At 58.3% G+C, this 23,086-nt stretch carries 14 protein-coding genes; 11 read left to right on the top strand and 3 right to left on the bottom strand.

The features are described 5' to 3' along the window. Positions 1-12: 12 nt before the first annotated feature. The 11 genes from AC4LE2_RS11560 to AC4LE2_RS11510 all read left to right on the top strand — a co-directional run bounded on the left by AC4LE2_RS11560 (position 13) and on the right by AC4LE2_RS11510 (position 19,397). Positions 13-657 (top strand): hypothetical protein, encoded by a 645-nt coding sequence (locus tag AC4LE2_RS11560; protein WP_491825898.1) that lies wholly within the window; start codon positions 13-15, stop codon positions 655-657. Then, positions 657-1,697 carry a hypothetical protein gene (locus AC4LE2_RS11555; protein ID WP_491825897.1) on the top strand — a complete coding sequence of 347 codons (1,041 nt, stop codon included), beginning with the start codon at positions 657-659 and terminating at the stop codon, positions 1,695-1,697. Before AC4LE2_RS11560 ends, AC4LE2_RS11555 begins: the two co-directional genes overlap by 1 nt. A 50-nt stretch (positions 1,698-1,747) precedes the next feature. Further along, positions 1,748-2,764 (top strand): IS30 family transposase, encoded by a 1,017-nt coding sequence (locus AC4LE2_RS11550; RefSeq protein ID WP_491823487.1) that lies wholly within the window; start codon positions 1,748-1,750, stop codon positions 2,762-2,764. 193 nt (positions 2,765-2,957) lie between these two features. Then, positions 2,958-11,285, top strand: coding sequence for a calcium-binding protein (locus AC4LE2_RS11545; protein WP_491825896.1), 8,328 nt, complete (start codon positions 2,958-2,960; stop codon positions 11,283-11,285). Positions 11,286-11,476: 191 nt separating this feature from the next. Then, positions 11,477-12,457, top strand: coding sequence for an SdiA-regulated domain-containing protein (locus AC4LE2_RS11540; RefSeq protein WP_491825895.1), 981 nt, complete (start codon positions 11,477-11,479; stop codon positions 12,455-12,457). Between the two features lie 82 nt (positions 12,458-12,539). Continuing rightward, positions 12,540-12,923: a MerR family transcriptional regulator gene (locus tag AC4LE2_RS11535; RefSeq protein WP_491825894.1), complete on the top strand. Its 384-nt coding sequence runs from the start codon at positions 12,540-12,542 to the stop codon at positions 12,921-12,923. Positions 12,924-12,974: 51 nt separating this feature from the next. Further along, positions 12,975-14,156 (top strand): isovaleryl-CoA dehydrogenase, encoded by a 1,182-nt coding sequence (locus AC4LE2_RS11530; protein WP_491825893.1) that lies wholly within the window; start codon positions 12,975-12,977, stop codon positions 14,154-14,156. A 73-nt stretch (positions 14,157-14,229) separates the two neighbouring features. Further along, positions 14,230-15,774: a carboxyl transferase domain-containing protein gene (locus AC4LE2_RS11525; protein ID WP_491828117.1), complete on the top strand. Its 1,545-nt coding sequence runs from the start codon at positions 14,230-14,232 to the stop codon at positions 15,772-15,774. 29 nt (positions 15,775-15,803) lie between these two features. Then, positions 15,804-16,604: an enoyl-CoA hydratase-related protein gene (locus AC4LE2_RS11520; protein WP_491825892.1), complete on the top strand. Its 801-nt coding sequence runs from the start codon at positions 15,804-15,806 to the stop codon at positions 16,602-16,604. After that, the gene (locus AC4LE2_RS11515) at positions 16,601-18,505 is read left to right on the top strand and encodes an acetyl/propionyl/methylcrotonyl-CoA carboxylase subunit alpha (RefSeq protein ID WP_491825891.1); all 1,905 of its coding nucleotides are present in this window, start codon (positions 16,601-16,603) and stop codon (positions 18,503-18,505) included. Before AC4LE2_RS11520 ends, AC4LE2_RS11515 begins: the two co-directional genes overlap by 4 nt. Next, positions 18,495-19,397, top strand: coding sequence for a hydroxymethylglutaryl-CoA lyase (locus AC4LE2_RS11510; protein WP_491825890.1), 903 nt, complete (start codon positions 18,495-18,497; stop codon positions 19,395-19,397). The genes AC4LE2_RS11515 and AC4LE2_RS11510 overlap by 11 nt, the downstream gene beginning before the upstream one ends. Positions 19,398-19,403: 6 nt before the next feature. Here AC4LE2_RS11510 and AC4LE2_RS11505 read toward each other — a convergent pair whose 3' ends face one another. The 3 genes from AC4LE2_RS11505 to AC4LE2_RS11495 all read right to left on the bottom strand — a co-directional run bounded on the left by AC4LE2_RS11505 (position 19,404) and on the right by AC4LE2_RS11495 (position 22,810). Further along, entirely contained in the window at positions 19,404-19,778 is a 375-nt protein-coding gene (locus tag AC4LE2_RS11505) for a hypothetical protein (RefSeq protein ID WP_491825889.1), read from the bottom strand. 196 nt (positions 19,779-19,974) lie between these two features. Next, on the bottom strand, positions 19,975-21,606 hold the full coding sequence (locus tag AC4LE2_RS11500; protein ID WP_491825888.1) for an ATP-binding cassette domain-containing protein: 1,632 nt from the start codon (positions 21,604-21,606) through the stop codon (positions 19,975-19,977). Continuing rightward, the gene (locus AC4LE2_RS11495) at positions 21,599-22,810 is read right to left on the bottom strand and encodes an MFS transporter (RefSeq protein WP_491825887.1); all 1,212 of its coding nucleotides are present in this window, start codon (positions 22,808-22,810) and stop codon (positions 21,599-21,601) included. The genes AC4LE2_RS11500 and AC4LE2_RS11495 overlap by 8 nt, the downstream gene beginning before the upstream one ends. Between the last annotated feature and the right edge of the window lie 276 nt (positions 22,811-23,086).

Raw genomic sequence — 23,086 nt, 5'->3', positions numbered from 1 at the left:
TAAGGATATTTAATGAACGGTTTTGTATATGCGTTTGCATGCATATTTTGGGTTGTTGCAAGTGCTTATGTGGCAAGGAATAGCGCAATAGTAACGAAAAAGTCAGTAGGTATTCCGTTATTTGTAGTTTTGCAAATTATATTTTTTGGGCCGGGAATGTACGCTCAGTGGAGTTGGGAAAGACACTGCCTGACTGCAGGAACCAAGATTTTTGGTACTAAATCGGTGGATAGAATATATGGCGATTTGCTCAGCGGCACAGACGCGGAATATCTATTGCGTAAGGGGTACCAGGTTATAGAAACAAAAAATTCTTCATATAGCAAATTGCAATACCCAATTGAGCGATATTCTTTTGGCCGAGAAGGTCGCGTAGTTTTCGAGTTAAGCACTGTAGGCTTGGCTCATATTAAGGTTATCTATTACAGCGAAATGGTGTCAGATTCTTTAGAGATTTTTGGATTTAGAGCTTTGGACTCCGACAACGGTAATGAGGTTCTCAGTGTACAAGAAGGTTATAGAAACCATGGAGGATATATTTGGCGCTGGGCTACAAAAATCGCAGGAATGGGAACTTATAGCACATGCCCGAAAAGAATCGGGGCTGTCGAACTTATAATGAATACCTTTCGACCTTACAATGTTGGGGGCAACTGATGAATATTATTGAGATTGCAAGTTATGCCGCCTTGTCAAAAGCCGCTTATGCGGATTTCAAATTTGACTCAGCAGGCAATAACACTGACCCTTTGGCGAGTCTTTCTCCAAAAGACTTGGAGTTTTCAGAAGCGGAGGTTAAAACATTATTAACTCAATTTGAGGTTGTCTCCCAATCAACTAACGGAGGCGCAAGCGGTTTTTCTGCAACATTGTTTAAAACGAAACCAGACCCTACAAAATTGGATTCTACGAAGTATATCCTAGCGATACGCGGAACGGATGATTGGGCTGATAGAGTTGAGGATGTTATAAGCATTGGTCTGATTGACGGCATAGCAAAGCATCAGACTGCTGAGCTTTTGAATTACTACCAGGATCTGACAGCCAGGGAAGGCGATACGGTTGTACGATATTTCTATAATAAACTTGACCAACTGGAGGCCTATACCGAAGTGGCCGCAAAAACCGGCCCGCTGTATGGAGAAACGTTTGTCGGCGTAGGGCATTCACTTGGCGGTCATCTGGCTAGCACGCTTAGCCGTCTTGCCGGTGACGCAGTGGATGAAATCTATTCTTTCAATGGGCCAGGATTTGATTTTTCGCAGATTGTTGGAACGAGCGGCGCTGACTTATTTATTGATCGCTTGGCAGACCTGCAACAGCAGTTAATGGGTCATACTTCAATCTCTGTTGATTGGAACGACAACGTCATAAATATCGCTGCGCCAGCAGATACTATCAACGGGCTCGGAGATTATGTTGGCGAAAAGTTTTATTCTTACGATGAAGCAATCGAACCCTTATCTGCGCACTCAATAGTAGGGCAGACAGAGTCTCTAATTGTACAGTCATTATTTGCACTTTTAGATTCAACCGTTACCCTCTCGACCCTTTCTGAGGTGTTCAAAGCAAGTAGTGAGCACGAATCAGTTCTTGAGACCGTAGTCGCTGCTTTAAAGAGGCTTGTTGTAGACCATGCGGTAGGTTCTGCAGGAGGAATTGCTACAGGTGATCACGATGCCGTTTTCAATGCTTGATAGCGGCAAAAACTGAGTGCAACACCTGACCTTTCCGGTACGGTATGCCTATGTCCTATCAAGAGCTCAACATCGAAGAACGCGTGACCATCCAAATAGGCACTCTTCAGGGCCTGAGCCTGAGGGCCATTGCCAGGATGCTCGACCGAAGCCCTTCGACCATCAGCCGCGAAGTGCGCCGCAACAGTCTGACCGCTCATCGCTATTCAGCCAGCCAAGCCCAGCAACACATGCGCTCTCGCCGCCAGGTCTGCCGCCCTGCGCTAAAGCTGGTCCCAGGCAGCGACCTGTTCGATCTTGTGGTCTATCTGTTGCGACAACGCTTTTCCCCACAGCAAATTGCAGGCAAGCTCAGGTCCATGGAATTTCCTAACTTTGAAGACACCTTCGTCTGTCGCGAGACCATCTACAACGCCATCTATGCGCTGCCAGTGGGCGAGCTTCGCAAGGAACTGATCATCTGCCTTCGCCAAGGCAACACCACCAGGCGCCCACGGTCTGGCGGTGTTGACCGGCGCGGTCAAATCCCTGATCTGGTCAGCATTCACGTACGACCGCCAGAGGTAGAGGATCGGCAAATGCCGGGCCATTGGGAAGGCGATCTCATAAAGGGCAAGGCCAATGCATCGGCTGTCGGGACCCTGGTGGAGCGAAGTACAGGCTATCTGATGCTGGTCAGGATGAACGATGCGACGGCCACCTCGGCTGTTGAGGGCTTTAGTGCGGCATTGAATCGTATGCCACTGGCGGCGCGTAAAACGCTGACGTATGACAGGGGTCGTGAAATGGCGCGGCACGCTGAAATCACCCAGCGCACTGGCGTGGCGATCTACTTCTGCGACCCGCACAGCCCTTGGCAGCGGGGCAGCAACGAAAACATTAACGGATTGATCCGCCAGTATTTGCCTAAGGGAGCCGATCTGTCAGGTGTAAGTCAGGAGCAACTGGATGCCATTGCGTACCAGTTGAACATCCGTCCGCGTCAGCGATTTGATTACAAATGCCCCATTGAAATGATGACGGCTATGATGGCTAAGCATCACCAGCCCCCCTCCTTAACTCAATAGCTGTGTTGCACTCAGCCTTGGCAACCGCCCTTATAAAGAAGTTAAAGATGTAATCGCAGATCAAAAGATTAAAGCTTCTCTTGCTAGCTTGGCGTCTCTTTCCGGGCAGCTGATAAGCTCTCTGTCCCACGATAATATTGCCTATCGTTATTCGCTGGTAGAGGGCAACGCATTTGCCTTGCTAGGTGATGGGTTGTATACGCCCGAGATTGAGGATAAATTAAAGTTATATGATGCTGCAGTGGGGGCGGGTACCATTACGCAGACTTGGGAAAAACTGCGTGCAGACTATCTGCATGACATTTTCAGCTATTTTTCGGATCAAGTAATTGTACCGAATTCCTCTACGCGGACGGTCTGGCAGGATATTGCTAGCGCCCGTCTTCAGAATATAACTGATGGTGCATCGCTGGTATATTTTGGTGCGAGTTCTAATGACGTTGGTATCGGTACTAATTTAGCTGATTCGCTTTTTGGTAATGATGGGAGTGATATATTAAGTGGCGGCAAAGGGGACGACTATCTAGAAGGCGGCACCGGTGACGATCACCTTGACGGCGGAGCCGACGATGACAAACTGATAGGTATGGAAGGGGGGGACATTCTGAACGGCGGGTCCGGCGCTGACTACCTTGAAGGCGGATCTGGCAACGATATGTATATGTTCACCGCTGGTGACGGCAATGATGTCATCTACGACAGCGATCACGACGGCATATTGAATATCACCGGAGAATCAAGCTTCGTAGCCTTTCAAACCTCGCTTGATAGTACGACATGGTCGACAGCTGATAATAAATACCAATTCAGTTTAACTAATGGAGAAAAGGGAGCCGTTGATTTGACGGTTGCCTATGCTGGTGGGCAAGTCCAAATTAAGGATTACCGAAAAGGCTCCTTTGGCATCACGCTGAACGCCTACGAAGAAACTCCAGGCGTTACGCCTGCCTTAGGCAACGCTGTCATATACGGCGACCTTCAGCCTGCTGACCCTGATGCCCCAGCCATGGATGAGTGGGGCAACTTGATCACCAATCCCGATGCTGCGGACGCAGGTCGCGACGATGAAATCTATGACACACCGGGCAATACCTCGATCTACGGTCTGGGCGGTGACGATGTCATCATCGGTAAGAACGGTGGCGACGATTTATATGATGGTGGTAGCGGCCATGACATTATCGTGGCTGATTCAGGTAAAGACACGGTCATCGGTGGGGCAGACAGCGATATTTTGTTTGGTGGAGCGGATAACGACTTCCTGACGGGTGATACGGTCATGGCCATCGATACCTCTTTAAAGCAAACCCAATCGTTGGCAGAGCGGGGAGACTATATCGATGGCGGTGATGGCGATGACATCATCATTGGTAGTGCGGCTAATGATGTATTAGATGGAGGCCGTGGGTCCGATGTGATTTCTGGAGGGGCAGGCAACGATATTATCTCTACCAGCAACTCCGCTGATCGAGGCGGAAATGGCGCGGAGCGCTTTCTTGGGGCAGTGGGATTGAACTGGACCTCTACGTTAGAGGGAGGCTCCTCCGTCGTTCATGCTGAGGGTTGGGCAAATAGTGATGACGGCGAAATAACAGACGATAACCCGCTCTCGACAGACACTGTGTATGGCGGCGCCGGTGATGACCGGATCTACGGCGGGCTAGGCGTCGATATCCTCGACGGCGGCGCCGACAATGACTTCATCTTTGGCAACGGCGGCAGCGATATCATTGACGGTGGCACGGGCAATGACAGTGTGTATGGTGATGGATATAGAGTTGGGGATGGTACTACCCACGGCAACGATTTTTTGAATGGCGGCGCTGGTGATGACATTGTCGTGGGCGGCGCAGGCAACGACCGCCTGTTTGGCGGTGATGATAATGACACCCTTTATGGCGATTATGTAGAGAGCGATGGGTCGTCTGATATTGCTAATGGTGATGACTACCTGAGTGGCGGATTGGGGAACGATACGCTTCAGGGTGGTGGCGGGGCCGACACGCTGTATGGCGACGCCGGCAACGACACGTTATCCGGGGACTTCCTTGAAGGGCCTCAAGGTGATGACTACCTCGACGGCGGCGCGGGCGACGACGTGATCTTGGGGCTTGGTGGAAACGACAAGATCTACGGTGGCAGCGGTAACGACTCTATTAATGGCGACGCGTCCAATCTTGACCCTACGTTGTCTGGCGATGACTGGATCGATGCTGGAGAGGGTGATGACTCCGTACTAGGCGGCGGAGGCAGCGACACTATTTTTGGCGGCAGCGGTAATGACACGCTAGCAGGCGATGAGGCAGTGCTGGATTTAGTCTATCAGGGTGATGACTATATTGACGGTGGTGCTGGCGACGATACGATCTGGGGTCAAGGCGGCGATGATACGTTGCTTGGCGGGAGCGGCGCCGACGTAATCTCTGGCGGAGAGGGCGATAACTATATTGAGGGCGGTACCGGTAACGACCAGATGTCAGCGGGTTATGGTGACGATACCTATAAGTTTTCCTCAGGGGATGGCATCGATTTTATTAGCGACGATGGCGGAAAAAATAAGTTTTATTTGGCAGGTACCTTTACGCCGGATACGGTAACGGTGGTTCCAACTACAGAAGGCTACCTCCGCCTTAGTTTCGGTAGGGATATTCTGTATTTTGATAAATACCAAGAGCTTTATGAGTCTAGTTTCTTCTTCGGCGACGGAAAGGTGCTGGCATTCTCGGAGTTGATGCGGCTTGTTAAAACACCGCTTAACGTTAACACCGGTGGAGCGACACCGACCGCCGTAGGCGGGGGCGGGGCCGACAACATAACTGTCAGCTTTACCGGCAGTACGCTTGTAGGCAACCAAGGCAACGATACGCTGCGGGGTTCAGGCGGTGACGACACCTATGAATTCCGCGCCGGTGACGGTGATGACACGCTCATTGATTCCCAGCTCAAGGCCGACGGCACTGTAGCCAGGAATATAATCAAATTTGCGGGCGACGTGCAGGCAAGCTCTTTGTCTTTTGATGTCGTTTATACCGGTGACGGTACTCAGAGCCTTAAGGTTAGTTACCCTGGCGGATCCATCACTATCCCCAACGGGTTATTTGGTGTAGTTACCGCTTTAGCGTTCGCCGACGGTTCCGAGCTTAGTTTTACTGATGCAATTGCTTCGATCCCAGGCGTGCAGCTTGTTCAGTCTTCGGTTTTGGGTGGAGTAATGTACGGCACCAATAGCGCAGATGAGTTATATGGTGGCGTCGGCGCAGATACCGTATACGCTAGAAATGGAGATGATGACGTTCGTGGCGGAGAGGGTAATGACAGCCTTTACGGCCAAGAAGGTGATGACGTGCTGGAGGGTGGTTCCGGCAACGACATGCTCGACGGCGGCACGGGTAATGACCAACTCAGTGGCAGTGTCGGGGACGATGTACTACGGGGCGGTGCCGGAAATGACACTCTAAACGGAGGAGCCGGCAATGACACTCTCGAAGGTGGTGATGGAGCCGACGCCTATGTTTTCCACGTAGGCATGCAGCACGATCTCGTGATCGACAGTGGGAGTGAAATCGATACCATCAATATCGATTCGTTCGTAGACCTTAGGGACTTGAGTACCGTGCGCCAGGGTCAGGATCTTATGATCCAGACGGTCGACGGCAGTGATTCGCTCACCATTCAGGGCTATTACGACGATCCTGGGAAGTGGAAGGTCTCTACACCTAATGGGCCGTCAATGGCCGTTGGGGATCTGATCGGGCAGTTGGCAGATGCCCCAACCAGCGGTCTCGCCTACTATGCGCACGCTTTTGAAAGGGACCTTAAAAACGCATTCCGTCAGTCTATGGACAGCCAAGGCTATCAGTTGGAAGCCGATGGAAAATACCACTTAGATTCGTATTGGGAATCCAGATACAGCTATTCCAGCTCCGCGAGAACAGCCTCACTCGCTATTGAATCGGGTGCTGCCGTAGAGAATGGAGATTCGAGGTTTCCCTCCGGTTTGGTGGTGGATTCTGATTCAAGTAGCACCTCAACCAGCCGAAGTGAGCAGCGGGCGATTGGTACCGTATTCGCTGCCGGTAGCGACGTGGTGGTGAAGCCAGTCTATTATTCATCCGGCATGAATTTTTCCTACGATCTTAATAGCATGATAGTAGAGAAAAGAGATTCGGCTGGAAGCATTTTAGGTTGGTATGTTTATCCAACTAAAAACACCCAGGCTGTTTCGTACAAGAATTTTTATTGGTCTGAAACAGGCAGTAGTTACACCTATAAAGTGGCTACGGGTGAAAATACCGGCCAAACTGTAAACGTAATGGGTGGAAACCAGTTCTACGGAGGCAACGGGAATGACATCCTTATGGGCTCTACAGCCTATGTTTTCGGCTCTTCCCTTGGGGCATTCGAATCAGGTGGTGGTGGCGATGATGTACTCCTCGGTAGCGCAAGCGACGACATATTAGCGGGAGGGGCGGGCGATAATCTTCTGTGGGGTGGAAAAGGGCGTGACACTTATGTTGTCGATTCGACGCCGGGGACAGACCTGATTTCAGACTTCGTTACTCCCTGGTACGCGATTGCCGACGATGCTTATGAATGGATCGACCTTGGTAAGCGTGATCTCTCAACCGATGTTGTCGCCCTGCCAGATACTGCAACCCTCGACAATATAAAGGTTAGTTGGGGGCAGACACTCGCGGAGGGTGTGAACTACAAATATATAAATGAGGACGTTGGTTATTGGTCAGAGGAGGGGCAAGACAGAGGGGAAAAATGGGCGTCGGGCCGTGGCATCAACGCTCTGATGGCTTATACAACGTTGGAGCTGTCCTGGGGCGACGGCAGGACCGTTAAGATCCTAATGCCACATACTGATCAACCCGACGGAGAGGGGATAGAGGTTATACGTTTTGCAGATGGTACTGAGGTTTCCTTGAATGACCTCGCAAGCAGGTTCGGCTTGGGCGAAGCCCCAGACCCTTCGATCAGGGGGGCAGTGATCGACGCGGTCGGGGTCGACTCGCCGGTTACCGGTGAGCATCTGGCACTAGCCGGCGGGGCCGGCGCGGACACCCTTCATGGCCCTGGCACCCTCCAAGGTTGGGCAGGCAACGATACGTTGACTGGTAGCGACGGTGACGACGATCTTAGCGGAGGTCGTGGTGATGACGTCCTCGCGGGTGGGGCGGGTAACGATGTGATCCGCGGCGGAACTGGCAACGATTTGCTGGATGGCGGTGCCGGGAACGACACTTATGCCTTCGATGAGTTGGAGGGATTGGACGTCATTCGTTCAACCGGTGGGGGCATTGACATTGTAATGGTCGAATACCTCGGCTCGCTCGCCTCTAATGCTAGTGATAGCGGTGAACCGGCGACTGATGTACCTGGTGGGCCGCAAATTATTCATCGACCCAGCGATAACAGCCCTGCGCCGCTCGCATTTTACAGGCAGGGTAACGATCTTTTGATCGTGGACGTGTACAACCCTCGTAATCAGCTTCGCGTCGAAGGGCAGTTTGCTTCTGATACGCCTGTAGTCGCCGCTATCCGGGATCAGTCCGGCGGCGAACTGACTGCCGCCGATATTCTTAACTTCCTCTCAACAACCCCAGTCGATCTCCATGACAATCTAGACGAAGACCATCTTGTTGCGGAGGGCGGCAATACCTCTATGTTTGGTGCCGGCGGGAATGACACGCTGATAGCGTTCGGCGGTAATGCGCTCATGAATGGGGGCACAGGTAATGACATTTACTACTTCGTAGGCGGCACAGCCGTTATTGAAGAAAGCTCAGGTAATGATACGGTCACGCTTTTCAACGTGTCCTCTATCAAAGATATCCAGAACAAGCTGTCCAAGGTTAACAACGATCTGCTGATTGATTTCGGTAACGCGGCAGGCGATACGCTGAAGATCAAAGGATTCTTCGCCAGTTCGGCCCACCAAGTTGAAAGGTTCCAAGATGATTCGGGTGCAGTGCTCACCGCCAGCGAGATTTACGCATTACTTGGCCTGCCTTTCTCTGTTCCAGAGGCGGATTTCGACGCTGTTATCCAGCCCCCTGAAAATACCGAAGACCCTAAAGTCAGCACCCTGTCCTACAGTGAGCGCAGCGCTGTAAGCGCTACCGTACCGATGAATGAGATCGACGGTACCCCTGGCAAGGACACCCTCACGGGCACGACCGCTGCGGACTTGATGTTGGGCGGCGCCGGTAACGATACCTTGAACGGCGCGGGCGGCAACGATGTCATTGTTGGCGGCGCAGGCAAGGACACCCTTACCGGCGGCGACGGCGCAGACACCTTCCGCTTTGACGCGGTAACAGATAGTTACCGCACCAGCAAAGAGGCATTCGGGGACCTGATCACTGACTTCAACGCTGCCCAAGACAAACTTGATCTAAGCGCCCTGAGCTTTAAAGGCCTTGGTAATGGATACAACGGTACGTTGGCGGTCGTCTACAACAGCGGCAATGACCGCACCTATGTCAAGAGTATGGAAGCCGATGCGGATGGCAATCGCTTCGAACTGGGATTGGCCGGTAACCTTTCAGGGAGCCTGACGGCAAGCAACTTCCTGTTTAAGTATGTGCAAGGCACTGACGGGGCAGACACCCTCACCGGTACAGCCAACGATGAGACGTTCTACGGGCTGTCTGGCGCTGACACTATCAGTGGCGGGGCGGGTAATGACATCATTTCCGGCGGCGCGGGCTCGGATACCCTTACCGGCGGCGAGGGTGCGGACACCTTCATGTATAGCGCGGTGGATGACAGCTATCGCAACTACAACACGGGCGGCGATACCCAAACCGACAAAATCACCGATTTCGATGTCACTACCGACAAGATCGACCTATCAGCGCTGGGCATTACCGGCCTGGGTTCGGGCTATAACAGTACGGTGCAGCTAGCCCTCAACACTGCCGGCACTGTCACCTATATCAAAAGCCGGGACGTGGATGCCAATGGCCGTCGCTTTGAAGTGGCGATAGAAGGCAACCATCTTGCGGACCTGACCTCGGCTAACTTCGTGTTCGCCAGTGCGGCAGTGGGCACTACCGTGCTGGGCACCGCAGGTGACGATGTATTGAAGGGCACCGCTGGCAATGACGTGTTAGTCGGTGGCGCCGGCCTGGACAAAATGACCGGTGGCAGTGGCGCGGATACCTTCCGTTTCGACAACATCACCGACAGTTATCGCACGGCAACCACCAGCTCGGACGATCAGATCCTCGACTTCAATGCGGGCGAAGACAAGATCGACGTGTCGGCATTGGGCTTCACCGCGCTGGGAGATGGTCATGCCAATACCCTGTCTGTTGTTTACAACGCAAGTACCGACCGCACCTACATCAAAGACCTGGACGCAGACGCCGCTGGCAATCGTTTCGAGGTGGCGTTGTCCGGTAACCATTCCAACGACCTGACAGCAGCCAACTTCCTGTTCGCAGGCGCCACCCCGGCCACCCCTGAAGATCCAAGCGAAGGCGGTTTGCGGGGCACTGCTGGAAACGACCTTATTCAAAGCTTCAATGGTAATGATGTGCTATTAGGCCTCGCCGGAAACGACCGTCTAGAAGGTGGGAATGGAAACGACACTTTGATAGGCGGTGTGGGGAACGACACGTTGATTGGTGGGCGCGGCAATGATGTGTATAAATTCGCTCAAGGAAATGGCCATGACACTATCGATAACCGGGGAGGCGGCGACGATACGGTAATACTTGAAGGGATGACGGTAGGCAACTTCTACCAGTCGTTTAGCCAGGCCGGGAAAGATCTCAATATTCTGCGCAATGGCGGCGAAGATTCGGTCGTTATCCGTGACTGGTTCACGGGCGGCGATCAGATGGTTGGCACCTTCAAGCTGGAAGACGGTACCGTTACCGCAGAGCAAATGCTCCAAAAGCTGAACATCACGGCCCCGACGGGCTACACCTCGCCCCTCTATGCCGACTTACCTGACGAGAGGGAGTTTGCAGCGGTCTCCGACAGTGCCTTTACCGAGGCCGTAAACCTTCAGGGCTCGTCAAGCGATGACCTGCTTATCGGCGGGCAAGGCGATGACACCTTGTACGGAGGCGGTGGTAACGACTACCTGATCGGTGGCGATGGCAATGATGTTTACACCTTTAATGGCGGTGGCCAAACCATCCTCGATAACCATTCAAATACTCCCGATGCATTCGATAGGCTTGAGATCTCGAGCGGTGATGCCACTAAACTATGGCTCTCTCAGTCGCAGGATGATTTGGTTGTGACATTGCTAGGCTCGGACAACACAGTAACCGTTAAAAACTGGTTCAGCGACGCATCGAATCAATTAGACGCTATCGAAATCGCTAACCATCAGTTTGATGCCGGTCAGGTGAATAACCTGGTGAATGCAATGGCCGCTTTCGGTGCGCCTGTGGGCGGAGACATTGCCCTCACGCGGGATCAGAGAGCGGCTGTGGATTATATGCTGGGGGTGAACGCTGCTGGTACAGGGGGTGGCGGGGGAATGGTGAGCTAGGTTGCTACGAAGGATCGGAGATAGCCACCGCCCGTAGCAGCCCGCCTTGGCCGCGACTGGCTTCAGCGAGATGTGAGGCTGGTCGCTAGCAAGCTAGGCTGCTACACCATATTGGAGATCACCGTCACCGACGTCTTGTAACACCGGCCCCCTACAGTGCCTTTCAAACAGGCATAAGGGGAGCGGTCACGATGCTGATGGATTATTCAGCCGGTACAACGGGTGCGCAGGTACGGCGCCCTAGGGTTAAGCGCTGGCAGGGGCTGCGAAGCCGAACGGGGTTGCTGGCGTTACTGGCGCTTGTAGGCTTTGGCGTCTTTGCGCTCAGGTATTACCTGCCGCAACAGGCCTACGCCCACTGGCAGAGCTATCGCAATGCCGAGGCCGCCCGCAAGCAGGGGATTGGCTTAAGTGACTACGGCGTGACCATTGATGCCAAGGTGGTGGCGCCTGGGCTCAAAAACCTTTCCGCCATCACGTACGATTACGACCAGGACCGGCTGCTGGCCGTGACCAATGGCGCCCCCATGGAGCTGTTGGTGATGAACAAGGCCGGTGACCTTCAGGCGCGTTACCCCTTGGTCGGCTTTGGCGACGCTGAGGGGCTGGCCTATATCGGCGACGGCCGCGTGGTGATCGCTGACGAAAAGCGCCAGCGCCTGGATATTGTGCAGATGCCCGCGCAGGTCCGGCCGATCAAGGCGGACGAGGCGCAGTATCTCACCTTGCAGCTGGGGGCCAGCCATCAGAACAAAGGCTTTGAAGGGGTGACCTATGACGCGGTGCGGGATCGCCTCTTCGTAATCAAGGAGCGCGACCCCCGTGCACTGTATGAAGTCAGCGGCCTGCTTCGGGCAACCGACGGTCAAGGCGTTCACCTGGCCCTGCACGACCTGGACGCCTGGCTGACCCAAAGCGTGTTTGCCCGGGATCTGTCCGACGGCTACTACGACCCGAGCAGCGGCCACCTGCTGGTGCTCAGCGATGAGTCGAAAAACATTTCCGAAGTGAACGCCGACGGTGAGTTCGTAAGCATTCTCTCGTTGCGCGCCGCCTTCAGTGGCCTCAAGCACGACGCTCCTCAAGCGGAAGGCCTTACCCTGGATACCGCAGGCAACCTGTACGTAGTGAGCGAACCCAACCTGTTTTACGCCTTCAAGAAAACCCCGTAAGGCAGGCCGAGGCTGGACAGGGCGCATTGACAGGTATGCGCCCTACGTTTACGTTAACGTAAACCTCGAAGCAGCCTCCATCATGCCTACCACCTATACCATTTCCGAGCTGGCCCGCGCCCTGGACGTCACGCCCCGTACCATCCGCTTCTACGAGGAGCAGGGGATGCTGGCGCCAGAGCGGCGCGGCCAGGAGCGCATCTTCCAGCCGCGCGACCTGGTCACCCTCAAGCTCATCCTGCGCGGTAAGCGCATTGGCTTCTCCCTGGCCGAATGCAAAGAGCTGATCGACCTGTACGACCCGGCGGGCAACCGCAAGCAGCTGGCCCGCTTTCTCGAAAAGATCGAAGAGCGGCGCTTGCAGCTGCGCCAGCAAATGCTCGACATCGAACAGATGCACCTTGAGCTCGACACTGCCGAGGAACGCTGTCGGCTGGCCCTGGAGCAGGTGTCGCCGTCGGCGTAGCCACACTTGAGTCACTGAATACTCCCAATAATGACAATAGAGAGAACCGTCATGACCCCCTTGCCAGGCCTGGATTTTTTCCTCGGTGAAGAGATCGACATGCTTCGCGACTCAGTGGCCGCATTCGTGGCTGACCGGGTGGCGCCCTTGGCCGCCCAGGCTGACCGCGACGACACCTTTCCCGCGCACCTGTGGCGGCAATTCGGCGACATGGGCTTGCTGGGCCTGACCGTGCCGGACGCCTACGGCGGGGCGGGCATGGGCTACCTGGCGCACATGGTCGCCATGGAAGAGATCTCACGCGGAGCAGGGGGCATCGGGCTCAGTTATGGCGCGCACTCCAACCTGTGCGTGAACCAGATCAACCGCAACGGCACCCACGAGCAGAAGCTACAGTTTTTGCCCAAGCTGATTTCCGGCGAGCACGTCGGCGCCCTGGCCATGAGCGAGCCCAACGCGGGTTCGGACGTGGTGTCCATGGGGCTCAAGGCCGAACGCATCGGTGACCGCTACCGCCTCAACGGCACCAAGATGTGGATCACCAACGGCCCGGACTGCAACGTACTGGTGGTCTACGCCAAAACCGATCCGGCGGCCGGCGCCAAAGGCATCACCGCCTTCATTCTGGACACCGACACCCCTGGGTTCTCGGTGGCGCAAAAGCTCGACAAGGTGGGGATGCGCGGCTCTCACACCGGGGAGTTGGTGTTCGACAACGTCGAGGTGCCCGCCGAGCACATTCTGGGGCAGGTGAACCAGGGCGTGAGCGTGCTGATGAGCGGCCTGGATTACGAGCGCGCCGTACTCTCCGGTGGCCCGCTCGGGTTGATGCAGGCGGCTATGGACGCCGTAGTGCCGTACCTGCACGACCGCAAGCAGTTTGGCCAGAGCATTGGGGAATTCCAGCTGATCCAGGGCAAGGTGGCGGACATGTACACCACCCACCAGGCCTGCCGCGCCTACCTCTATGCCGTGGGCAAGCAGCTGGATGCGCTGGGCACCGGGCACGCGCGGCATGTGCGCAAAGACTGCGCCGGGGTGATCCTGTATGCGGCCGAGAAAGCCACCTGGCTGGCCGGCGAGGCCATTCAGATTCTGGGGGGCAACGGCTACATCAATGAGTTTCCCGTAGGGCGTATCTGGCGTGATGCCAAGCTCTACGAGATCGGCGCAGGCACCAGCGAGATCCGCCGCATGCTGATTGGCCGCGAGCTGTTCAACGAAACCCGCTGAGGGGCACACCGTGACGATTCTAAACAGTACCCTCGACCTTCAATCGCCCACCTTTGCCACCAACCGAAACGCCATGCAGGCGCAGGTGGGCGCGCTTCACCAGGTGTTGGCCACCCTGCACGACGGCGGCGGCCCGGCCGCCCAGGCGCGGCATACCGCCAAGGGCAAATTGCTTCCGCGCTTGCGCGTGAACCTGCTGCTAGACCCCGGTTCACCCTTTCTGGAGATCGGCCAGTTGGCCGCCTATCAGGTGTACGACGAGCCGGTGGCCGCAGCCGGGCTGATCGCCGGCATTGGTCACATCGAAGGCGTCGCCTGCATGGTTATTGCCAACGATGCCACCGTCAAAGGCGGCAGCTACTACCCCCTCACCGTCAAAAAACACCTGCGGGCTCAGGCCATTGCTCAACAGAACCGGCTGCCGTGCGTGTACCTGGTGGATTCAGGCGGCGCCAACCTGCCACGCCAGGACGAGGTGTTCCCCGACCGTGAGCACTTCGGGCGGATCTTCTTCAACCAGGCCAACATGAGCGCGCAAGGCATTGCCCAGATTGCGGTAGTGATGGGGTCTTGTACGGCCGGCGGCGCTTATGTACCGGCTATGAGCGACGAAACCATCATGGTTCGCGAGCAAGCGACTATCTTCCTGGCCGGCCCCCCGCTGGTAAAAGCTGCCACTGGGGAAGTGGTCAGCGCCGAAGACCTTGGCGGCGCAGAGGTCCACTGCCGCACTTCGGGGGTGGCCGACCATTACGCCGAGAACGACGAGCACGCGCTGGCGTTGGCACGGCGGTGCATTGCCAACCTCAACCTGGCCGATCATCGCGCGCCGGCCACTGCGCCAGCGTTGCCGCCACGCTATGCCGCCGAGGGCCTCTATGGGGTGATCCCGGCCGACCCTCGTCAAGCGTTCGACGTGCGAGAAGTGATCGCCCGCGTGGTGGACGATTCGCGCTTCGATGAATTCAAGGCCCTGTTCGGTACCACCCTGGTGTGCGGCTTTGCCAGGATCGAGGGCTACCCGGTGGCGATCCTGGCCAACAACGGCATTCTGTTCTCGGAGGCCGCACAGAAGGGCGCCCACTTCATCGAGCTGGCGTGCCAGCGCAAAATCCCTTTAGTGTTCTTGCAGAACATCACGGGCTTTATGGTGGGGCAAACCTATGAGGCCGGGGGCATCGCCAAGCATGGGGCCAAGCTGGTTACGGCCGTGGCCTGTGCTCAGGTGCCCAAGTTCACGGTCATCATTGGCGGCAGTTTTGGTGCGGGCAATTACGGGATGTGCGGCCGTGCCTACGACCCCAACTTTTTATGGATGTGGCCGAACGCCAAGATCGGTGTGATGGGCGCTGCTCAAGCTGCGGGTGTGTTGGTACAGGTCAAACAGGAGCAGGCCCAGCGAGCCGGGCAACCGTTCGACGACGCCCAGGCCCAGGCCCTGGGGCAGCCGTTGATCGAGCAGTATGAGCGCCAGGCCCATGCGTTTTATTCCAGCGCGCGGCTGTGGGACGACGGCGTGATCGACCCGGCCCACACCCGCCAGGTGTTGGCGCTGGGCCTGGCGACTGCGGCGCCCTTAACTATCTCCGATACCCGCTTCGGCGTCTTCCGCATGTAAGCGGGCCCGCCTTCGTAGAGCACACAACAATGACAACATTCTCGACGCTCGAACTCGACCAAACGCCTCAAGGCGTGGCCACCCTGTGGCTGAACCGGCCAGACACACACAACGCCTTCAACGCGGTGATGATCGCCGAACTCAGCGAGGCCCTGCAGCAGTTGGTCAGCCAGCCCCACGTGCGGTTGTTGATCCTGCGCGGGCGGGGTACCCATTTCAGCGCGGGTGCAGACCTGGCCTGGATGCAGGCCAGTGTGGGGCTTGGCCTGGAAGGCAACCTGGCCGATGCCCGTACCCTAAGCGACCTGCTGTATACGCTTTACACCTTCCCGGTACCTACCCTGGCGGTGGTGCAGGGTGCGGCCTATGGGGGCGCGGTCGGGCTGGCCAGTTGCTGCGACATGGCCATTGGTACCCACACTGCCGTGTTTAGCTTGTCCGAGGTACGCCTGGGGCTGGCGCCTGCGGTGATCAGCCCTTACGTGGTCCGGGCCATTGGCGCTCGGGCGGCGCGGCGCTACACCCTCACGGCGCACCGCTTCGATGCCGAGCGCGCACAGGCGCTGGGCTTGCTTGCCGAGGTGTACCCAACCGAGGCATTAGCCGCTGCGGTCGCCCAGTGGAGCACCACGTTACTCAGCAATGGCCCGGCCGCCCTGAAGGCCAGCAAGGCCTTGTTGCACGAGGTGGAACAATCGGCTTTAAACGCTACCCTGCGTCGCACCACTGAGCAGGTGATCGCCGGGTTGCGCACGGGCGCCGAGGGTCAGGAAGGGATCAAAGCCTTTTTAGAAAAACGCCCGCCGCAGTGGCCAGGAGCCGCCTTATGACGCCCATTACCCATGTGTTGATTGCTAACCGGGGCGAGATTGCATGCCGGGTGATGCGCACGGCCCGTGCGCAGGGCTTGACCTGCATTGCGGTGTACAGCGAGGCCGATGAGCACGCCCGGCATGTGCGTGAGGCCGATATCGCCCTCCCGCTGGGTGGCACCAAACCCCAGGACAGCTACCTGGACATCGATAAAATCATCACCGCTGCCAAGGCCAGCGGTGCCCAGGCGGTTCACCCCGGCTACGGTTTTTTGTCTGAGAACGCGGTATTTGCCCAGCGTCTGACCCAGGAAGGGCTGGTGTTCATCGGCCCTCCGGCCAGCGCCATCGAAGCCATGGGCAGCAAAGCGGCGGCCAAGGCGCTGATGGAGGAGGCAGGGGTGCCGCTGGTGCCGGGCTATCACGGTGATGACCAGTCGCTGGGCACCTTCCTCACCGCCGCTCAGGCCATCGGCTACCCGGTGCTGCTCAAGCCCAGCGCCGGCGGAGGTGGCAAGGGTATGAAGGTGGTAGAGCGCGTTGAGGACATGGCCGAGAGCCTGGCGTCTGCCCAACGCGAAGCCCACGCGGCGTTTGTGGATGTTCGCCTGCTGGTCGAGAAGTACGTCATTGGCCCGCGCCACGTGGAAATCCAGGTATTCGCAGACAGTCATGGCCACTGCCTTTACCTGCACGAACGCGATTGCTCGATCCAGCGCCGGCACCAGAAGGTAATCGAAGAGGCGCCCGCGCCAGGGCTGTCGGCCGAGCTACGCCACGCCATGGGCGAAGCCGCTGTGCGCGCTGCCCAAGCCATCGGCTATGTGGGGGCGGGCACGGTGGAGTTTTTGCTAGACGCCAGTGGCGCCTTCTATTTTATGGAGATGAACACTCGCCTACAGGTCGAGCACCCTGTGACCGAAGCCATCACCGGGCTGGACCTGGTGGCCTGGCAATTACGGGTGGCGCGCGGAGAGACGCTGCCCTTGACCCAAGCTGACGTGCCGCGTCGTGGGCACGCCATCGAAGCCCGGCTATACGCCGAAGACCCCGGCAACGGCTTCTTGCCCGCCAGCGGCCGGCTGGCGTTGTACTGTGAGCCGGCCACAGGAGAGGGCCGGCGAGTAGACAGTGGCGTAGCGCAAGGGGATGACGTCTCGCCCTTCTACGACCCAATGCTCGCCAAGCTGATCGCCTGGGGTGATACCCGTGAAGAGGCGCGCCTGCGCCTGCTGGCCATGCTGGCCGAGACCTACGTGGGAGGCGTGAAAACCAACCGTTACTTCCTCCAGCGCCTGCTCAGCCATGCGGATTTCACCGAAGGGCGCCTGGACACCGGCTTTATCGGCCGCAACGAAGCGCAGCTGCTGCCCGTGGCCGCACCGTTGAGCGATGACTTCTGGCAGCAGGCTGCGCGCTTGTACCTGGCCACGCGCCCTGCACCACCTGGGCATTCGCCCTGGCAGGTGCTCACGGGCTGGCGCAGCGGCGGGCCTGCTGAAGCGGTGCTGAGCCTGCGCTGTGGCGATGAACAGCGGCAGGTGAGTTTCAACCCACAGGCCTCAGTAACCTTGACCTTAAGCGGCCTGCGTCGGGGCGCTATGCTCTATGTGCAGTGGAACGGTGCTGCCTATGACGTGCAAGCGCTGGACCCGCTGGCCGCCACAGCCGGTCACGCGGCGCCGGGCAGCTTAGCCGCGCCCATGAATGCCAGCGTGGTGAAGGTGCTGGTCGAGCCGGGGCAGCGCGTTGAGGCGGGTGCCCCCTTGATTGTGCTTGAAGCCATGAAGATGGAGCACAGCGTGCGAGCGCCCAAGGCAGGGCAGGTTGCAGCGGTGTTGTGCAAGGTCGGGGATTTGGTGCGTGAAGGCGCCGTGCTGGCCGACATCAACGAAAAGGAGCAGGGCGATGCTGCCTGAGCGGGTTACCGTGGTGGAGGTGGGGCCACGCGATGGCCTGCAAAACGAGCCCGGAACCGTTTCGCAGCACGCCAAGATCGCCTTGGTGAACGGGTTGGCGGACGCAGGCCTTGGGTACATCGAGGTGGGCAGCTTCGTCGCCCCCAAGTGGGTACCGCAAATGGCCGGCACCGCCGAGGTGTTCGGCGCTATCGAGCAACGCCCCGGCGTGGTGTACGCCGCCCTCACGCCTAACCTGCGCGGCCTGGAAGCGGCCTTGGCCTGCGGCGTGCGGGAAGTGGCTGTTTTCGCCGCAGCCTCCGAAGGCTTCTCCCAGCGCAATATCAACTGTTCCATTGCCCAGAGCCTTGCGCGCTTCGAACCCGTGTTGGCCCTGGCCCGGCAGGAAGGGGTTAGGGTACGTGGGTATGTGTCCTGCGTGCTGGGTTGCCCCTATGACGGCGCCGTCGCCCCTGAGCAAGTACGCAGCGTGGCCAGCGCCTTGAGTGACATGGGCTGCTATGCCATCTCTTTGGGGGACACCATCGGGGTGGGCACCGCCGGCCATACGCGGCGGTTGATCGAGACCGTGCGCCAAGCGGTACCTGTGAGCCAGCTTGCCGGTCATTTCCACAACACCTATGGCCAGGCCCTGGCCAATGTCTATGCCAGCTTGCTGGAAGGGGTGAGCGTGTTCGACAGCGCAGTGGGAGGGTTGGGTGGCTGCCCGTATGCCAACGGGGCCAGTGGCAACCTGGCCACTGAAGACCTGGTGTACCTGCTTGAAGGCCTTGGCCTTTACACAGGGGTAGACCTTGCGGCATTGGTGCGCCTGAGTCACCGCTTCAGCGCTGTATTGGGGCGCACGCCCGACTCGCGGGTGGCCGTTGCCTTGGGCGCGGCTACCGGATAGGCGCGGTCAATCCTTCGGGGTGTCCGTGGCATCTTCACGAGGCCGCCGCCGCCATGGGCCGGGCCGAGGCGCGTGTTCACTGTCTCCGCCAGCCTCGGCTTCATCGCTGTGAAGGCTGTCCCACTCCGACTCGTCTGGAAGCGGTAAGGGCGGCGGAGGCGCCTTGGGCGAGCGATAGCGTCGGAGGTCACCAAACATCACCATGCTGGCGGCCACTGCGGCAATCACCAGAATCACCATCCCGCCGCCCACTTTGTAACCACGGTGCCGCGAAGGGGCAGCGCTGTCGTTGTGTGTGTCATCGGCGGCAAAGGCGCGCCCACCGATGGCCGTCAAGCCCAGCACGAACAGGCCGCGCCGGGTTAAAACCTGCTTATTCATAAACACTCGATTATCCCGCCATGGGGCGGCTGATACCATGCAGCCATCATGCTACCCCGATAGGGAGCTGATAGGTAATTCGCCCGATCAATCGCGTGCTGGCTGTTCGCTAGGTGGTGCGTTGGGCGTAGCGGTGATTTTAGAGAATTAAAGCTGTCGCAGAAGCCAGTGAGATCACTCGCCTGGCCTCCGGTATTCACCGCCCGCCATCATCCCACGGCTCGTAGCGCCAACCGGTTGGTTGCCAGATCGACTGATGCGTCAATTCCAAGGCCTGCAGAAAATCAGGGTCGTGAGCACTCACGATGAGCGCGCCTTTGAATTGTCCGAGCAACTGCTCGACTGCTTCCAAGGCCGCGATGTCGAGATGGTTGTTCACTTCGTCGAGCAGCAACAGTTGCGTCTGTTCGGGGCCCCCTGCCAGCCAGGCGAGCGTTGCGCGCAGGCGCTCGCCACCACTGAGCCGGCCGAATGGCGTAGCCATCTGCCGAGCGTCGAGCCCGGCGTTGGCGAAGACCTGGCGAAAGCGGCCCTCCTCGACAGTGCCCAGCTCACTGCGTAGCACCTGCTCGATACTGTGCTCGGGGTCGAAGGTTTGAGCGTGCTGGTCGATCAGGTGAGTGCGTAAGATATGCCGGGCGATGCCGCTGGCGGGCGCCAGTTGCCCGCCTATCACCTTCAGCAGGGTTGATTTTCCGCAGCCGTTCGGCCCCATCACCGCGACGCGCACCGGACCGTGCAGGGTGAGATCGATGAAGCGGCTGTCGGGGGGGCCGTAGGGGAGCTCGCAGTGTTCGAGCGTGACCACTTGGGTCGCGTTGGCGACCAGGCCGGTCGGGGCGAACAGTTGGCTTGGGCGTACCGGCTCGACATTCGCATTGGCCTGGTCGACCCGCTCTCGCGCCATTTGGCTCAGACGCGCCTGCTGGATGCGCTGATGGCCGCTGTGCTGCTCGGCGCGCTCTGCCTGCGCATTGGCGACGATGGCCGGGGTGCCTGTGGCACGTGCCACCTTACGACCATGACTGGCACTCTGCACTTCGCGCTGGCGGGCCATGGTGATCTGCTGCTCGACGCTGTCGCGTGCCGCGCGTGCCCTGACCAGTGCAGCCTGGGCGTTGTCCTGCTCGGCCTGGCGTTGCTCGCGATAGTTGTTGTAGCCGCCGCTGTAGTGAACCAGCGCGTCGCTGCGAAGCTCGAGGATACGATCGGCATGTTCCAGCAGCGCCCGGTCGTGGGAGATGACAATGCGGGTTTCCTTGCCCTGGCGCAGCTCTTTACTCAGCTGCTCGCGGGCCTGGCGATCCAGATGGTTGGTGGGCTCGTCGAGTATCAATACCCGCGCGCCGCCGAGGCGCAGACCGGCGAGCATCAGGCGTACAGTCTCGCCTCCGCTCAAGGCCTCGCTTGCGCGATCAAGCGGCAGATGGGCCAGGCCCAAGCGCGTCAGACAGGCGTGGATATCGCCTGGCAGGTTCCAGCGGTCGTCGATCAGGTCGAACAGCGCCGGGTCGCAGGCGCCTGCCTCGACCTCGGCCAGGGCCTGTAAAGCGCTGCGTACGCCCAGCAGGTCGGCGACGGTGCCGCTTATGGGACCGAGCCATTGCGGCAAATAACCGACACTGCCAGCACACTGGACGCTGCCTTCGCTCGCGGTCAGGCGACCCGCCATGATCTGCGCCAACATCGATTTGCCGCTGCCGTTGGGCCCGACGATGCCGGTGAACTGCCTGGAGAACGTTGCGTTGAGCCCCGAGCACAGCGGCCTGCCGTCTGGCAGGCGCAAGGTCAGGTCTTTGATGATCAAGGTGGCGTTGTCGCTACTCATCTCGATCTCTTCCCAAAACCAGGATGACCCAGCTCAGGGCCAGCGCAGCCACGCTCAACGAGGCCAGCAGCAGATTGCCCCAGACGCCGATTATCCCGCCGAGCAACGCCGTGACGGCTGCGGCGCCGGCAGCCAGTGAAGCGGCGATGCCCAGCACCGTGCCACGCAGGCTTGACTGCTCGCATGCCAAGGCATGCCCGATCAAAGCAGTGTAGGCCACCCCATAGGCGATCGCGGCAAGCGCACCGAAAACCAGGGCAAGCGAGTTGTCGAGCGTGGCCGCTAGCAATGCGCAGCTTACCACCAGCATGGGGATGGCAGCGCGCGCGATCTGTGGCGCTGGATACCGGGTTTGCAAGGCTCCGGCCACCCAGATGAAGGCGATGCACATGCCGATCCCGACCACTGTCAGCAGTAGGCTGATGCTGCCTACGGTCTGGCTCTGGCGTGCGAGCATCCAGGGCAAGTACTGGTAGAAGAGATTCCAGCCGATTTGCAGCCAGAGTAGTGCAAACAATGGTCTGCGCGTGGCTGGCGAGGTGAAGCCGTTCAAGACCTGTCTGATCAGCGATGGGCCCGTTGTTGCAGCCGGAGCTGGGGTAGAGGGCAGCAAGAAGGCCATCATCAGGCACAACACGCTGAGGGTCAGCGCGACCTGCAAGGGCAGGAGCAGGCTAGCTCCCGGTGTATGAGCTGCTAGCAGGATGCCCGTGAGCGCGGGACCGCCGAAAAACCCCGCAGTCATGGCAAACATTACCCAGCCAATACGTTTCATTGCGCTGTCGGGGGTCTGGACCAGCATGGCCTGTGCCACCGGGACGCTACCGGCGAAGGTGCCTCCCAGCAAGCGCCCGGCGATCAGCAAGCCCACACTGCCCAGGCTCACCGCCCAAGTGCTCAGGGCATACCCGGCGACAGATCCGGCCACCGCAAGCAGAAGCGTTGGGCGCCGCCCGATGCGGTCTGAAAGCGCACCCAGCAGAGGCGCGCCCACCATCATCGCAAAGGCGTAGCCTGCCAACAGCAAGGCGTAGAGCCAGGCGGTGCGAGCGGCAGTAGGTGCGCTGCCGAAAACCACCCCCGCAGGGTCGCCCGGGTCGAGCAGCATCGGTAGCATCGGCAGCAGCAATGCCGTGCCCAGGCCGTCGATGAAAATGATCATCAGCAGGATCAAGGGCGCGGCCTTGGCAGTGGCGGATTGCATGGCATTGCCTTCTGGCTGCGGGCGGAAACAGGAATGCTAGGGCAGCGGCCCGATGCAAGAAACTACAAGAATTGGTAGGTGATTCATCGCGGCGTTTCTTGGTATGCGCGACGTATGGTCTAACCGGGGCTGCGAGAAGAGCTAGTTGTCGTTGATGGCGCGGTCGTGGGGTAATTGCCCGTTTTCAAACTTAGGGCGATGTAGATGGAAATCTGGCAGGAAGCTCGATGAGCCGGGAGACAGTGTCTACCAATCGCTTATTCGTTAGCCTGCTAC

Source organism: Pseudomonas sp. 9.3L, from assembly GCF_058536285.1.
The sequence above is the reverse complement of the archived record's forward strand: the minus strand, read 5'-3'. Positions and strand labels throughout refer to the sequence as shown.

Bases quoted from the DNA above. Each gene is read 5' to 3' on its own strand.
- AC4LE2_RS11560 (WP_491825898.1), top strand. From the start codon at position 13: ATGAACGGTTTTGTATATGCGTTTGCATGCATATTTTGGGTTGTTGCA.
- AC4LE2_RS11555 (WP_491825897.1), top strand. From the start codon at position 657: ATGAATATTATTGAGATTGCAAGTTATGCCGCCTTGTCAAAAGCCGCT.
- AC4LE2_RS11550 (WP_491823487.1), top strand. From the start codon at position 1,748: ATGTCCTATCAAGAGCTCAACATCGAAGAACGCGTGACCATCCAAATA.
- AC4LE2_RS11540 (WP_491825895.1), top strand. From the start codon at position 11,477: ATGCTGATGGATTATTCAGCCGGTACAACGGGTGCGCAGGTACGGCGC.
- AC4LE2_RS11535 (WP_491825894.1), top strand. From the start codon at position 12,540: ATGCCTACCACCTATACCATTTCCGAGCTGGCCCGCGCCCTGGACGTC.
- AC4LE2_RS11530 (WP_491825893.1), top strand. From the start codon at position 12,975: ATGACCCCCTTGCCAGGCCTGGATTTTTTCCTCGGTGAAGAGATCGAC.
- AC4LE2_RS11525 (WP_491828117.1), top strand. From the start codon at position 14,230: ATGCAGGCGCAGGTGGGCGCGCTTCACCAGGTGTTGGCCACCCTGCAC.
- AC4LE2_RS11520 (WP_491825892.1), top strand. From the start codon at position 15,804: ATGACAACATTCTCGACGCTCGAACTCGACCAAACGCCTCAAGGCGTG.
- AC4LE2_RS11515 (WP_491825891.1), top strand. From the start codon at position 16,601: ATGACGCCCATTACCCATGTGTTGATTGCTAACCGGGGCGAGATTGCA.
- AC4LE2_RS11510 (WP_491825890.1), top strand. From the start codon at position 18,495: ATGCTGCCTGAGCGGGTTACCGTGGTGGAGGTGGGGCCACGCGATGGC.
- AC4LE2_RS11505 (WP_491825889.1), bottom strand. From the start codon at position 19,778: ATGAATAAGCAGGTTTTAACCCGGCGCGGCCTGTTCGTGCTGGGCTTG.
- AC4LE2_RS11500 (WP_491825888.1), bottom strand. From the start codon at position 21,606: ATGAGTAGCGACAACGCCACCTTGATCATCAAAGACCTGACCTTGCGC.
- AC4LE2_RS11495 (WP_491825887.1), bottom strand. From the start codon at position 22,810: ATGCAATCCGCCACTGCCAAGGCCGCGCCCTTGATCCTGCTGATGATC.